11 protein-coding genes and 2 tRNA genes are annotated in these 15,381 nt (G+C 38.0%); 11 read left to right on the top strand and 2 right to left on the bottom strand.

The features are described from left to right. Nucleotides 1-308: 308 nt before the first annotated feature. Together Q0Y61_RS04890 and gltX are read left to right on the top strand one after the other, a co-directional pair. The gene (locus tag Q0Y61_RS04890; RefSeq protein ID WP_297812244.1) at nt 309-812 is read left to right on the top strand and encodes a c-type cytochrome; all 504 of its coding nucleotides are present in this window, start codon (nt 309-311) and stop codon (nt 810-812) included. A gap of 136 nt (nt 813-948) precedes the next feature. Further along, complete coding sequence (gene gltX, locus Q0Y61_RS04885; RefSeq protein ID WP_297812241.1) at nt 949-2,352, top strand: glutamate--tRNA ligase; 1,404 nt, start codon at nt 949-951, stop codon at nt 2,350-2,352. 36 nt (nt 2,353-2,388) lie between these two features. On the opposite strand, the gene Q0Y61_RS04880 is transcribed toward gltX, so the two are convergent. Next, nucleotides 2,389-3,450: an RluA family pseudouridine synthase gene (locus tag Q0Y61_RS04880; RefSeq protein WP_297812238.1), complete on the bottom strand. Its 1,062-nt coding sequence runs from the start codon at nt 3,448-3,450 to the stop codon at nt 2,389-2,391. A gap of 65 nt (nt 3,451-3,515) precedes the next feature. Here Q0Y61_RS04880 and purB point away from each other — a divergent pair, with 65 nt between their 5' ends. The 6 genes from purB (at nt 3,516) to Q0Y61_RS04850 (ending at nt 8,175) form a co-directional block, all read left to right on the top strand. Beyond that, entirely contained in the window at nt 3,516-4,847 is a 1,332-nt protein-coding gene (gene purB / locus Q0Y61_RS04875; protein WP_297812235.1) for an adenylosuccinate lyase, read from the top strand. A 125-nt stretch (nt 4,848-4,972) separates the two neighbouring features. Further along, complete coding sequence (pseB, locus tag Q0Y61_RS04870) at nt 4,973-5,959, top strand: UDP-N-acetylglucosamine 4,6-dehydratase (inverting) (RefSeq protein WP_297812232.1); 987 nt, start codon at nt 4,973-4,975, stop codon at nt 5,957-5,959. Next, nucleotides 5,920-7,119, top strand: coding sequence for a UDP-4-amino-4,6-dideoxy-N-acetyl-beta-L-altrosamine transaminase (gene pseC / locus Q0Y61_RS04865; RefSeq protein ID WP_297812228.1), 1,200 nt, complete (start codon nt 5,920-5,922; stop codon nt 7,117-7,119). The genes pseB and pseC overlap by 40 nt, the downstream gene beginning before the upstream one ends. Nucleotides 7,120-7,122: 3 nt before the next feature. Further along, nucleotides 7,123-7,833 carry a pseudaminic acid cytidylyltransferase gene (gene pseF, locus Q0Y61_RS04860; protein ID WP_297812224.1) on the top strand — a complete coding sequence of 237 codons (711 nt, stop codon included), beginning with the start codon at nt 7,123-7,125 and terminating at the stop codon, nt 7,831-7,833. A 166-nt stretch (nt 7,834-7,999) separates the two neighbouring features. After that, nucleotides 8,000-8,077, top strand: a tRNA-Pro gene (locus tag Q0Y61_RS04855). 21 nt (nt 8,078-8,098) lie between these two features. Then, a tRNA-His gene (locus Q0Y61_RS04850) sits at nt 8,099-8,175 on the top strand. Nucleotides 8,176-8,195: 20 nt separating this feature from the next. Here Q0Y61_RS04850 and Q0Y61_RS04845 read toward each other — a convergent pair. Then, nucleotides 8,196-8,330 carry a hypothetical protein gene (locus Q0Y61_RS04845; protein ID WP_297812221.1) on the bottom strand — a complete coding sequence of 45 codons (135 nt, stop codon included), beginning with the start codon at nt 8,328-8,330 and terminating at the stop codon, nt 8,196-8,198. A 66-nt stretch (nt 8,331-8,396) separates the two neighbouring features. Between Q0Y61_RS04845 and Q0Y61_RS04840 the strand changes: the two genes are divergently transcribed. The 3 genes from Q0Y61_RS04840 (at nt 8,397) to Q0Y61_RS04830 (ending at nt 15,373) form a co-directional block, all read left to right on the top strand. After that, nucleotides 8,397-9,161, top strand: coding sequence for a complement resistance protein TraT (locus Q0Y61_RS04840; RefSeq protein ID WP_297812218.1), 765 nt, complete (start codon nt 8,397-8,399; stop codon nt 9,159-9,161). A 116-nt stretch (nt 9,162-9,277) separates the two neighbouring features. Continuing rightward, nucleotides 9,278-12,421: an autotransporter outer membrane beta-barrel domain-containing protein gene (locus Q0Y61_RS04835; RefSeq protein ID WP_297812215.1), complete on the top strand. Its 3,144-nt coding sequence runs from the start codon at nt 9,278-9,280 to the stop codon at nt 12,419-12,421. Nucleotides 12,422-12,706: 285 nt separating this feature from the next. Next, a complete protein-coding gene (locus tag Q0Y61_RS04830; RefSeq protein ID WP_297812213.1) occupies nt 12,707-15,373 on the top strand; it encodes a phosphoenolpyruvate carboxylase in 2,667 nt (888 codons plus the stop codon). The last annotated feature ends 8 nt before the right edge of the window (nt 15,374-15,381 follow it).

Genomic DNA, 15,381 nt, shown 5'->3' with positions numbered 1-15,381 from the left:
AAAACCCAAGTGGGCGTTACTTATTTGTGTAGCCCGAAATAGGCAACGATTCCAGCCATAAGCAGCTTATTAGGCGGCAGATTCTCATCTCAACTTAAGAGACTCAAGCAAAAACACCATCGCACCAAGCCAACTATACAACCAGCAATACTCAATTCTGTTGGACTCCAAAATCAAAGGAACACGCTTCACTTAGGCGAGGCAATTATAAACTATCCTAGCTAAAGTGGCTTTTAACTTTAAACAAAAAATCAATAAATTTTAGGCAAAATTGCGCCATTACATTACAAATTTAAGGAATCTTAAAAATGAAAAAATTTTTATCAACTCTTGCTTGTATAGCAATTTTCAGCAATGCACTTGGCGCAAATGAATGTATCTGCTTTGAACTAAAAGGTGAATTTGGGGAAGAAATCAAGGCAATTTTGCAAAAATACTCCAAAAACTTAGGTTCAAAAGACATTAAGGTTGTGCGCGAAGATGCGGATATAACTATTCAAGAAAGAAGCTTTTTAGATAGTGTTTTAGGCACAGCTTCAGTAGCTGCTACATCTAAAACAGCAAATTTAGAAAATGGTAAAAAGCTTTATGAGCGGGATTGTGCAAGTTGCCACGGCTCAAAGGGTGAAATCTCTACAGCAGGTAAAACTCCCATTAATACTTGGAAAGCAAAAGATATTGCAGAGGAGATTAAAACCTACCAAAATCAAAGCTTTGATGGGCAATCTCGTTTTGTCAAAAACCAAATAGCGCAACGTTATGTTAGACGAGATATGGAAGATATTGGCGCATATCTTGAAACATTAAAATAACTCTTTTAAATATATTTGGATTCATTTACAAAATTAGGACAGCATTGAAAGAACCTTATTTATCAGGATAAATTTGCCAATTTCAGCAATCTTAAGCTAAGATTCTAAATACATAAACTTCATCTAAGGAATAGGTATGAGCAAAATTATAACAAGATTTGCGCCTTCCCCCACAGGTTATTTGCATATTGGTGGCTTACGCACTGCACTCTTTAATTATCTCTATGCAAGGGCAAATGGTGGGAAATTTCTACTGCGCATTGAGGACACCGATTTAGCACGTAATTCAACAGATGCTAAAGAGGCGATTCTCCAAGCTTTTCATTGGGTTGGAATGGATTATGATGGCGAAGTGGTCTATCAAAGTCAGCGATTTCCTCTCTATCAAGAATACATTGACCGCCTATTAAAAGAAGGTAAAGCATATTATTGCTATATGCAAAAAGAAGAATTAGAAAAAAATCGCAAAGAAGCAGAAGCAAAAGGGCAAGTATGGAAATATGACAATCGTTATCGTGATTTTGTCGGCACACCTCCTAAAGATATAAAACCGGTTGTGCGAATCAAGGCACCTAGTGAGGGAGAAATTTGTTTTCTTGATGGAGTAAAAGGAGAAATAAGAGTTGCAGCAAAAGAATTAGACGATTTTATCATTGCAAGGAGTGATGGCACACCCACTTATAATTTTGTTGTAACAATTGACGATGCTTTAATGGGAATCACCGATGTAATTCGCGGAGATGACCACTTAAGCAACACCCCGAAACAAATCATTCTTTATCAGGCATTAGGTTTTGTGATTCCGCGATTCTATCACGTTCCGATGATTCTAAACCCCCAAGGACAAAAGTTGAGCAAACGTGATGGAGCAATGAGTGTAATGGAATATAAGAACTTAGGATTTTTGCCACAAGCTTTATTAAATTTTCTTGTGCGTTTGGGTTGGAGTCATAGCGACCAAGAAATTTTTTCCATACAAGAGATGTTAGACTTCTTTAATCCAAACAGCTTAAATAGTGCTCCCTCCGCCTATAATAAAGAAAAATTATTGTGGCTTAATGCGCACTATTTGCACCAAATGGATTGCAAACAACTCAATACATTATTGCCCTTTTATGGCGCAGAGATTCCTAGCAAATCTATACAAGAGATTCTATATCCAGAGATTAAAGAACGTTCTAAAACTTTGTTAGAGTTCGTTGAGATTCTCAAAACCTGTTTAAATCCAGTAGCAATCTATGATGAAAAAATGCGACAAAAGGTCAAAAACAATGAAAATATTCATCTTTTAAAAGAATTTACTATTTATTTAGAATCTCAAAAAAAATCATTTGTCAATGTCCAAGATGCAGAATTAGAGATTGCAACTTTTGCAGATTTTCAAGGGATAAAGACTAAAAACCTCTTTATACCATTACGTTACGCTTTACTTGGTTCTCCTGGTGGTGTTGGAATCGCACCTTTAATTGCTGCTTTAGGGGTTGAAAATACTCAAGAACGAATCAATCAAGCTTTGAAAAATTTATTGGAAGAATCTTAATCTTGTCATTTAAAAAATTTTCGTAGCAATCCATCATCACAGAATCTCAAAGTTTTTACTGCTTTGAAAGTAATAAGGTTGACCATAAAAATTAAATTTCAAACTATAAGCGTGGAGCATTAAGCGTGTTGCACCGAAATATTGAAGGCGTTTGGAATCACTAAAAAAGTTTTGCCCCTCTTGCGTGATAAACTCACAATTCAAGTATTCCCTGCTGTGTTTATCCTCTGCACCATAGAGTGGATCGCCTAGAATCGGAAAATTTAGTGCATATAAATGGATTCGGATTTGATGTGTGCGTCCTGTTTTTGGTCGCACTTTTAACAAAGTGCAACAAATACTTTCTGGTTGAAATTCTTTGCTTTGGTTTTCTTTTAGATAAGCAAGAAAAGAGAGATTAGCGGAATCTTGTTGCAAAATTTTTAAAAACTTTTTACTCATAGAGGGAATCTCTAGGCTCCCAAGGACTTCAAATTCACTTTTTGCCTCCTTAAACTTTAGCATTTCTGCCCCACTTTGCCCTAAAAACTTAGAACGCACACACAAATCTCCCCCTTTGGGTTGTGTCGCGAGGGGTAAAGAGAGACAAAAATCTCTTGAATAACTTTTACTAAAATCTCCCTGCACAAGTGCTAAATATTCCTTGACAATCTCATTATTAGCAAACATTGCGCCAAGCTCTACTATGCTCTTTTTATGTTTTCCTACAACGACAAGTCCGCTAGTCTCTTTATCAATCCGATGGACCAAATTCGCTTTGTTACCATAGAGTGTGCGCACCTCATCTATGAAGCTATAATGTGCAAATCTACCTTTAGGATGGATTAGCATTTTAGCAGGTTTATTAAAAATAGCAAAATCCTCATTCTCATAAATTGGTTTTAAACCCATAGAATCAGGCTCAAATATAAGAATACAAACGCTCTTTTCTAGCATCTTTGCTTTTTCGTTATTTTGAAGAGCTTTGCCCTTATAAATTACCCTACCCTTATTAATATACTTCTGTGATTCTGCCATACTCAAATGCAAAACTTGCATTAGAAATTTATAAGCTCTTGTTGGTGTTGGAATTGGAAATTCTTTTATCATAAAGGGCATTTTGTAACTTTTTAAGTAGGATTATGTTAGTATATTTTAACATAAACAAATAAGGATTCTAAGAGATGATAGAGCGATATGCACGCGAGGAAATGAAAAAACTATGGGATTTAAATGCTAAATATTCTGCGTGGCTAGAGGTGGAAAAGGCATTAGTGCGCGGGTGGAATAAGCTAGGGCTTATCCCTGATGATGATTGTGACAAAATATGCAAGAATGCAAAGTTTGATATTGCGCGCATTGATGAAATAGAGGCAGTTACAAAGCACGATTTAATTGCTTTTACTACAAGTGTGGCTGAAAGCTTAGGTGAGGAATCGCGCTGGGTGCATTATGGGATTACTTCAAGTGATTGTATTGATACGGCTGTGGCGCTGCAAATGCGAGATTCTCTAAAGATTATTTTAGAGGATATTAAGCAGGTGCGTGAAGTGATTAAAAAAAGGGCGATGGAACACAAAGGCACACTTATGGTAGGACGCTCTCACGGAATCCACGGCGAACCCATTACTTTTGGGCTCGTTTTGGCAATTTGGTATGATGAGCTAGGAAGGCATTTAAAGGCTTTGGAATCTACTTTGGAAGTCATCTCTGTGGGGCAGTTAAGCGGAGCAATGGGAAATCTCGCACATACACCTATTGAGCTAGAAGAAATTGTATGTAAAGATTTGGGGTTAAAACCCGCTCCTGTGAGCAATCAAGTCATTCAGCGTGATAGATATGCACGATTAATGAGTGATTTGGCACTTCTAGCTAGTAGTTGTGAAAAAATTGCTGTTGAGGTGCGGCATTTGCAGCGCACAGAAGTGTATGAAGCGGAGGAATATTTTGAAAAAGGGCAAAAAGGCAGTAGTGCAATGCCACACAAGCGCAATCCAGTGCTAAGTGAGAATATCACCGGACTTTGTAGAATGATTCGCTCTTTTGCTCTGCCAGCAATGGAAAATGTCGCCCTTTGGCACGAGCGAGACATTAGCCACTCAAGCGTAGAGCGTTTTATCCTGCCTGATAGTTTTATCACTACTGATTTTATGCTTGTGCGACTTAAGGGATTGCTTGATAAGCTTGTGGTGTATCCTAAAAATATGATGAAAAATCTTAATTTAACCGGTGGGCTTGTGTTTTCACAAAGAATCTTATTAGAGTTGCCTAAAAAGGGCGTTAGTCGTGAAGATGCGTATAAAATCGTGCAACGCAATGCGATGAAAGTATGGCAGGATTTACAAGAGGGTAAAGCAGTGGTGAATGAAAAAGGAGAGAGCTTGTATTTGCAGTATTTATTAGCAGATTCTGAACTAGTGGGGTTTATTGGTGAGGCGGCTATCAAGGAATGCTTTGCTTATGAGTATTATACAAAAAATATTGATGCGATTTTTAAGAGAGTGTTTGAGAGATGAAAAATTCGTCCTTACGAGACTTGATATGGTAATCCATACATCATTGCAAGGATTCTTTAATCCTAAGCAATCCATAACACAGAAAATGTTATAACCCATTAAAAATTACAATACAAAGGAATCGTATGTTTAAGGATAAAAATATCTTAATCACAGGTGGCACGGGTAGCTTTGGCAAATGCTATACCAAAACGCTCCTAGAGCGATATAAACCTAAAAAAATTGTCATTTTTTCACGTGATGAGTTGAAACAATACGAAATGGCTCAAACTTACAATGCACCTTGTATGCGATATTTCTTAGGAGATGTGCGAGATGAAAACCGATTAAAAGAAGCGACAATTGGGATAGATTATATTATCCACGCTGCTGCACTCAAACAAGTTCCTGCCGCAGAATACAATCCGACTGAATGTATTAAAACCAATATCTATGGTGCGCAAAATGTCATCAATGCAGCCCTAGCAAATGGAATCTCAAAAGTCATTGCACTCTCCACAGATAAAGCAGCTAATCCTATCAATCTTTATGGTGCAACCAAACTTGCAAGTGATAAGCTTTTTGTCGCAGCAAATAATATTGCGGGTTCTCGTAAAACCCGTTTTTCTATCGTGCGTTATGGCAATGTCATCGGCTCTCGCGGCTCTGTTGTCCCATTTTTTCAAAAGCTAATCCAAGAGGGAGCAAAAGAATTGCCTATTACAGATACAGAAATGACAAGATTTATGATTACCTTGCAACAAGGAGTAGATTTTGTCTTAAAAAACTTTGAGAGAATGAAAGGGGGCGAGACTTTTGTCCCTAAGATTCCATCAATGAAAATAACAGAAGTCGCAAAAGCCCTTGCTCCAAATTTACCCCACAAAATCATAGGCATTAGACCCGGAGAGAAAATCCACGAAACAATGTGTCCAGGTGATGATAGTCATATCACTTATGAGTTTAACAACTATTATATGATTGCCCCTACGATTCAATTTAGCTTCATCACTGACTTTAGTATCAACGCACTAGGTGAGAGAGGAAAGCTTGTGCCGCGTGGATTTTCCTATGATTCTGGCACAAACACACAATGGCTAAGTCAAAAAGACTTTTTGGAGTTGCTCCAATGATTCCTTATGGCAAACAAGAAATTATAGAATCAGATATTAACGCGGTCATACAAGCCTTAAAGTCTCCTTTTATCACGCAAGGACCAAAGGCGCAAGAGTTTGAAGAAAAAGTCGCCAACAAAGTAGAAGCAAAATATGGAATAAGCTTTAATAGCGCAACAAGTGCGCTACATTGTGCTGCACTTACACTAGGTTTAAAGAAAGGAGATTGGCTATGGACTAGCCCCAATAGCTTTGTCGCAAGTGCAAATTGTGGAATCTATTGTGGTGCAAAAGTGGATTTTGTAGATATAGACCCACTTACTTACAATTTAGATGCAAAGAAGCTAGCAAAGAAACTCCAATCCACCCCCAAACATAAATTACCAAAAGTGCTTGTAGCAGTGCATTTTGCAGGACAAAGTTGCGATATGAAATCCATTTATTATTTAAGCAAAATTTATAAATTTAAAATCATTGAAGACGCTTCACACGCACTAGGTGGAAGTTATCGCGAACTTCCTATTGGTTGTTGTAAATTTAGCGATATTACGATTTTCAGCTTCCACCCGGTAAAGATTATCACTTGCGCTGAAGGCGGAATCGCAACAACCAATAACCAAAAATATGCTTCTAAAATGCAAAAGCTCAAAAGTCACGGAATCACAAAAGATTTAAAAGATTTGCGGAGTAAAAAAACTGCGGGGGCTTGGTATTATGAGCAACAATTTTTAGGCTTTAATTACCGCTTAAGTGAATTGCACGCAGCACTTGGAATCTCACAATTATCAAGACTAGAGGACTATGTCCGCACACGCAACGCACTTGTTCAAACTTATAACAAAGCTTTAGGAGATTTAGAACTCACGCTCCCTTTTGTAGCACCTTATAATTACAGCGCATTTCACTTGTATGTGATTTTATTGACCAAAAAAAGTGGGATCAAACGCGGAGAGTTATTTGCTAAACTACAAATCGCAGGGATTGGCGCACAAGTGCATTATATTCCAATTCCAATGCAACCTTTTTATAAAAAATTTGGATTTAAAAAGGGAGATTTTAAAGTCGCAGAATCCTACTACAAACACGCAATTAGTCTGCCTCTTTTCCCGACTTTAAGCGCACAAGAGCAAGAAAAAATTATCACGATTCTAAAAGAATCTGTCCGTAAAAAGTCTTGAAATATGGAATCTCAAGATTGTATCTGTATTATCCCTGCACGTGGCGGAAGCAAACGCATTAAAAGAAAGAATCTTAAGGAATTTTGTGGTAAGCCTATCCTTGCATATAGCATACAAAATGCCAAAAAAAGCGGAATTTTTAGTGAAATTATTGTCTCAAGCGATGACGAAGAGATTTTAAGTATTGCTAGAGAACTTGGTGCAAATACACTCAAACGACCCGAAAATTTAAGTGATGACACCGCTAGCACACGTGAAGTGATTTTACACGCGATAGAGCAACTCTCTGTGCAAAATGCCAAACCCCAAAACACAAAAGGCTTATGGGTATGTTGCCTCTATGCTACCGCTCCCTTACTTGATTTTAACGCCTTAAAGGAAACCTATAAACTCGCAAGACAAAAGGCGCAAGATTGCTATTGCTTTAGTGCAGTAGAATACGACTATTCGCCCTATCGTGCCTTTAATATCATAGAGGGGACAAACAAAATGCTTTTCTTAGAGCATTTCACTAAACGTTCGCAAGATTTAGAAAAAGTCTATCACGATGCGGGGCAATTTTATTTTGCTAGGGCTGAAGTGTGGCAAAATCGCCAAAACATCTTTGAGGATTCCTTAAGCTTCCTACTTCCACCCTCACGTGTGCAAGATATTGATACTCTAGCAGATTGGGAGCTTGCAGAGCTTAAATTCAAGCTTTTGAAAAAAGTTTAATAGTATCACTAAGATTATCACTCATTAATTCAACATCAAGAAATTCCAAGCTCATTATCAACCACATTAAAGAAAAAGCTGAAAGAAAAATATAAGAACTATATCCACCAACAAAAACATTGACAATTAAGGTTTTAAAAAGTATAATTGCGCTTCTTTATTCAGTCGGGGCGTAGCGCAGTCTGGTTAGCGCACTTGGTTTGGGACCAAGGGGTCGAAGGTTCGAATCCTTTCGCCCCGACCATTTCTTAATTTCTATCAAATGGTGGGCGTAGCTCAGTCGGTTAGAGCATCAGATTGTGGTCCTGAGGGTCGTGGGTTCGATTCCCATCGCCCACCCCATTTGGAATCCAACCCTTAATCTAACAATACGATTCATTGATTCTTGCGAGGATTTTATTTTCTATCATTGCGAGAAGTCGCAAGACTTCATAATAACCTAGCAAGCCCACATTCCAACCCACCCGCAACTTTAATTCACAATCCAATCTTTCCATTCTCATTACCTAAAAAGCGAGAATTTTAGTATAATACCCGCTCTAAATTCTTTATAAAGGTAAGTGATGAAAACAATAGCGGTTTCTCTTTTATGCGCTCTAGCATTAAGTGGCTGTGTAACGACAACTCTACAAACCAAAGCTACGATGTCGCAAAGCATTTTTATTGACCCTGTAAGCAAATCCAAGCAAACTATTTTCGTTGCACTACGTAACACAAGCGGACAAGAGATTAATTTGGAATCCAAGATTTTGCAAAAACTTCAAAGCAAAGGCTACATTGTCGTAGATGACCCGGATAAAGCAAACTTTATCTTACAAGCCAATGTGCTTTATTGTGATGTCAAGCAAGAAAACAATGCAGTGGGCGCAGGTGTTTTAGGGGGTGCAGTGGGCGCAGGTGTAGGTGGATATAATCATCACTCTGCTACCGGGACGGTGGTAGGAGGATTAGCCGGTGCAGCTGCAGGTGCGCTACTTGGCAAATTAACAGAAGACACAATTTTTCAAATGCAAGTGGATATTAATGTGCGTCAGAGGATTGAGGGAGGCACGATAAACTATACTGGCACGGATAGCGGACAAGCAAGTGTGCGTGATGGACAAAGAGCCGGCTTTATGAATAGCTTTGGCGGAAATGTCGCTAGCACTTCAGGAGGTGGCAAACTCAATGCAAATCAAGCCCAATATAGCGGACAAACTTACACAGGCAATTATTCTGAAAAATCTACCAAACTTTTTGCAGAAGCCACCAAACTCAATCTAACTTTACAAGAAGCAATCCCTGTGCTAGAGGACAAAATCTCTACACAAATTTCAGGGATATTTTAATGACAAAAATAAAAAATTAAAAATTCTTTCAACTTTCTCACTCATTTAATTGACTTTTAAGGGGGGGGGGGGGGTATTATTCTGGCTTAATTTTATATAAAATTAAAGGAGTCAGAATGACAAAACTTTCATTGGCAGCAAGCAGAACGCTTGTAGGTTTCGGTGTGGTAGCATTGACTAGCACGGGTGTTTTGGCAGCTAATATTGAGAATAGCCCAAACCAAAACGGAAACGCAACGTTAGCAAACCCTTCGTTTGACAAAAATGGTGTTTATACCAAAAAAGACCAAGCAAATGCAGCGATTGCAGCAGGCACAGATGTAAATTTGACACTTAATGCCCCTAGCAAAAACAACACAGCAGGCGTAGCGAACTCTACTACAACAGGTCACAACCCTAATGTAGATTTAGGTGGCAACGTGGTTGAGGGCAATGGCACAAACATTTCTTTCAACGGACAAAGAGAAGAGGAAAGATACTTCAAAGGTAGCGGTATCGGTGTAGAGAGTAGCACAAGTTTTACCGCTTGGGGAAATGGAAATGCTGGTTCAGTGGTGGATAACCCCAACAGCAAAGCAGTAATTAAACTAGAAGCAAATGCTGCTGGCACAAAAGGCGGCCTTACGATTAATGGGACAACAGCAAATACAGAAACCCTCTATAACTTTACCTTAGATGCAGACAATGTTACGATTAGCGGGACAAATGCTATCAACCTTGAAGCAAACAATGGCGTATCTAGCATTACAGCAAAAAATGGTGCGCAAAACGCAACTCTAGGAAATGTTGCTTTAAATGCTAGTAATTTAGCTATTGGCAAAAACGCTTCTGTGGAAATCACTGCAAACACATTCTCAATGGGAACTGGCACAATAGAGATTGAAAATCCAAGAAGCTCCAAAGCCATTACAATTAATGGAAACACTGCTACATTTACAGACACGAATTTAAACATAGTTTCCGATGACATCAAACAATTAAGATTTGATTCGGCAAATGGTGGGGCAAAAACACTCATCACCCTCAATCCACAAGGTGCTGTTACGACAGCGACACTTGCAGGAGTGAATCTTGAAAAAGTAGATGGAATTTGGAGAACAGCTGCGGCAGGAGCAGGTGTAGCAGGTAGAACTCAAGCGGTTTTGAACACAAATTTGGGATTCCAAAATGCAACCCTAGAGAGAACTGCAAGTCAGCTACTCAACAGAAGCATTTCTCAAGGATTAGATGGGACTTATGCTATTAATGTAAGAGGAACTGATAATTTAACGACTCTAGACGGAAATACAGCCGTTGCAGGTTTAAACAACCAAGCGCAAGCTAACAAAAGAAATGTAACAGCCGTTGCATACAAAGACGCTAATGGCAAAATCCTCAACAACACTTGGAATACAAATGGGTTCTTTGACTATACAACTCCGAACGAAGTGAAATATGGCTTTGAGGGCAACAACATCATCAAATGGCAAGACCGCTACACAAGTGGCACAGACGCACTCATCGTCAATAATGGACTTTATGTGCAAGGCAATCAAGTCAAACTTGGAAGCTATCTAATCCGAAGCTTGGTCAATGGCAAATGGGTAGCAAATATCAACAATATGGTTCACTTGATTAGGGCAAATACAGCTCCTCTTCAGGCTTTCCAAAGTGACCTTGCTCAAGGAACACCAACTACTATTTTAGATTCCTATGGCAAACTCGTAGATACTAATACTGCAAAAAATAACATCAAAAACAATGCTGCTAACTCTCGCTTAAAAGAGCTTTATATCAAAAGAGATGACATCGTTACAACAGGCACAAGTATCACACTTTCTACTTTGGATTCCGACCAAGCAAGAAATGAAGAAGATAGGAGAAAATTAGTCGCTAGAATCAACACTCTAACAGGAGCAGCCAAAGCAGCAGCACAAAACGATTTGGAAAAATTTGACAAATATGTTGCATTAATCCAAGAGGCAAGAGATTCATACAATGCCACTACTGACAAACTTGCACTCTATAATAGATTGCTACCAAACAATACGGCGGATCCCAGATACTTCAAAACATACAATGTGATTCGCAATGGACAAGTTGTAGGGGAAGATAGTACAGGTAAGCTAAACACTGCTGGGATTAACCTTATCGCAAACCAAGCGGGTGTAAATTCTCATAGAGATTTAGCAGTAGGAATCTTTGATTCTTTACAAGAATCTGGATTGAATGAACTTGCTATGTTTAACATTCAATCCAACGGATTAAACAACGGAAGAGCTTGGCAAACAATGACAAACGACATTTACGACAATGCACGTTCTGTAACCAACTTTACAAACTCTGTAAGCACTGCAATCAATGTTTCTAACGATATGACCTTAGGAGATAGAATCGCAAGAGCACACAATCCTTATGGTGAAAAACTTGCAGCAGCTGGAAACGATGTTTATAATGATTTCTACCGCAGAACAAACGGAAGCGTTTGGGTAAATGCGTTTGGTGGAGCAAACATTGTAGATGGTGAAAGCGGTGGCGTGTATGGTATCTCACTTGGTATGGATAACCAAATCACAGATTCTGCACTTCTTGGTATCTATTTCACTTATGCAGACGCAGACTTGAAAGACAAGAGCGCAAAACAAGAATCCGATAACTTCAGACTAGGGATTTATTCTAATATCCAATTAAGCCCAAGCTGGGAATTGAACCTTCACGGATTTGGACAACTTTCACAAACTGACCAATACACTTCTGTGCTTGGTCAAGGATATACAAGTGATTTTGATAAAAAATTCTTTGGTTTAAGTGGAAGCGTGGGTAGAATCTTTGATTTTGAAAACAGCTTGTATTTAAAACCTTTTGCAGGGTTAAATTACTACTATTCAAACAATCCCGGCTATACAGAAAAAGGTGGAGACTATATCCAAAATGTGGATAAAACACAAAACAACACCATTAGCGCAGATTTGGGCTTAGAAGTTAGAAAATACTTCACAGAAACTTCTTATATCTTTGCCACTCCTAAAATTGAGCAATACTTGCTAAACGATGGGGACGATTATAGTGCTAGATTCCAAGGCTCTTCTCTCCCCTTCTCTATAAATGCAAGTGATAATCTCAAAACTTATGGACAAATTGTCGTGGGTGGAAGTTTTGGAATCACAGAAAATCTTAACATTGACTTAGGACTTGGAGCAAAACAAATCCTTACAAACAAAGTAGATGATAAAAACGAAACTTACCTAAGCGGAAATCTTGGAGTCCGATATAAGTTTTAATTCACTCTCTAGCCTTTGGGCTAGGGATTATCTACAAAAGCTGCAAGAATCTTAAATTTATAAATTTCATTTTAATCTCTTATCTCTAGTTTTACTAGAGATTCCTTATCATTGCGAGAGGCGTTAGCCTCGTAGCAATCCATAATTTAAACTAAAATAGAATCTCGCAATAATGCAGTGGAGTAAAATCCAAGTTGCAAAAAGGCAAATTTATCACCCCCTTATTTAAACGCGTTATAATTTCAAAATTGACTTGAATCGTAGTAAAATTCATAAGGAATCCAAATGGAAAAATCCAAAGAAATAGAATTTGTTTTTTCAATCTTAAGTGAGCTGTTAGATGAAGTGGCACCTGATACGAAACCCATTTTTATTTCGCTAAAGAATAATCCAAGTCTTTTGTTTCAAGAGGAGTCTTTCAAGGAGTTTGACTCACAGGAAATTTCTAATCTCATCAAGGTTTTTACGCTTTACCATTTGCTTTTAAATATTATAGATGAACGTTATCAATTAAGTTTGCGAGCCAAAGAGCAAATCAAAAGCGCTATTGAAGAGTTGAAGGCACAAAAATACGATGAGGAGGATATTAAAGAGGTCCTTAAAAAAATCCAATTTTATCCTGTTTTTACTGCACACCCCACAGAATCCCTACGAAGAACATTTCTAGAGAGCTATCACGAGATGTATAATGACTTGCATTTATGGTTTAAATTCGGAGAAAGAAGCGCAAAAGAGCATTTAAAATATCGTTTAAATCTACTTTGGCATAGTCATATTGTGCGCGGTGAGAAAATTGAAGTGCTTTTTGAGCTAGACAATCTGCTTTACTTTATGGAAAGCTCTATTCTGCAAAGTGGAGCGCGAGTTTTACAAGAGATACAAGACGCATTAAAGGAAACTTTAGGAGAACATTCTAATGATTTTCTTAAGAAATCTCCTATTTTGCTTGGAAGTTGGATTGGTGGTGATAGAGATGGGAATCCCTATGTAACCAATCGTGTGATGATTGAAGTAATGAAACATCAGCACACAACAATCATTTCTCAATATTTAAAACATATAGACAAGTTAATCAGAGAGTTATCTATTGCGCAAGAATATGCCAATCCTAGTGAGGAATTGTTGGTAAGTTTGGAGAAAGATAAAGAGCATTTGGATACCACAGCAAAAAAGTTATTTTTGCAAGAGCCATTCCGCGCCAAATTAACTTGTATGCGTCAAAAACTCCAAAACAGAATCCTTATGCTAAATCTTCCTCAAAATGCCCTCAATGAAAATAAGCCCTATATCTATGAAAACTCTAAAGAATTGATTAAAGAGATTGATTTAATGATAGAATCCCTAGATACACGCAGTAGCACTTATCTAAGGGATTTAAGGAATCTTGTTTTGCTTGCAGGATTTCATCTAATGCGGCTTGACTTTCGCCAGCATCGTGAGGTGTTTTGGCACTCTCTTGCAGAGATTTTTGCAACTTTGGGTTATGTTCAAGGCGATTTACTACTTCTACCAGAGAATGAGCAAACGAGGATTTTAAATGCCGCCCTTAGTGCGCCTCTTATAGATTTGAATACATTTTATGGCAAATTTAGCGAATCCACACAAGAGACTTTACTTGCTTTTGTCAATTTCAAATGGGCAAAAGATAGAATCAGTGATAATATCATTGATTCTTGTATTATCTCTATGTGCCAAAGCGCGAATGATTTACTTTGTGTCTTATGGTTTGCCAAACAAAGTGGATTATGGTGTGAGGGGAAAAAAACGCGGATTTCTATTTCACCGCTTTTTGAAACAATTAAAGATTTAGAATCTGCTCCAAAGATTTTGCGTGAGCTTTGTGCCAATCCGCATTATATTAAATATCTGCAATCCCGCAAAAATCGCCAAGAAATTATGATTGGTTATTCAGATTCTAGCAAAGATGGTGGAATCTTTACGAGTAATTATTCTTTGCGTAGGGCGATTGGTAATCTCATCTTGCTAGAACAGGAATTAAAGGTAAAGTTTAGATTGTTTCACGGACGCGGAGGAAGCGTAAGTCGTGGAGGCGGCGCACTAGAGGACGCTTTATTATCTTCATTGCCCAATAGTGTAGCAGGGTTTTTGAAAACGACAGAGCAAGGAGAAGTAATTAGCTATAAATATTTAAATCCTAAAAAGGCAGAATCTAGTTTTTTAAGTGCTTTGGCAACATTGCTCAAAAAGTCTGTGTATGATAGATTTGGCACAAATTTCAATGCAAGTGATTCTAGCTTTGAAACTATCTTACAAATCATAAACATAGAATCCTGCAAAGCCTATCGCAATCTCGTGTATGAAACAAAAGGATTTATGGAATATTTCAAATCCGCTACTCCGATTCATTTTATTTCACAACTAAATATTGGTTCGCGTCCATCAAAACGCAGAGATACGCAGAGTGTTGAGGATTTGCGCGCGATTCCGTGGGTGTTTGCTTGGACACAGAATCGCACGATTATTCCTGCTTGGTATGGTTTAGGAAGTGGTTTAGAAGCGGCATTTAGAGAATGTGGAGAAAAGGAAATCTTTCGACAATGTTATCTTAAAGATTTGTTTTTTAAAACAACGATTGACAATATCTCCCAAGCTTTTTTGAAAGTAGATTTAGAAATCGCAAAACATTATAATGATTTTGTAGAAGATGTGAATTTGCGTCAAAAAATTTGGCAAATGATAGAAAAGGAATATCGTCTCACGCTAGATTGGTTGCTTTATGTGCGACAAGAAGAATCTTTGCTTGCAAGTGAAAAATTGATTCAAGAATCTATTTTATTGCGCAAACCCTTTTTGACAAGTCTTAGCTTCTTTCAACTTTATTTAATGAAAGCTTACAAAAACTCGCAATATGAGGAACAAAAGGAGCGTATCGCTAAACAGATTGTTACTACGATTGTTGGAATCGCACAAGGAGTTAGAAATACAGGATAATACGAAGG

This window comes from uncultured Helicobacter sp., assembly GCF_947367035.1.
Taxonomy (GTDB): Bacteria; Campylobacterota; Campylobacteria; order Campylobacterales; family Helicobacteraceae; genus Helicobacter_D.
The sequence above is the reverse complement of the archived record's forward strand: the minus strand, read 5'-3'. Positions and strand labels throughout refer to the sequence as shown.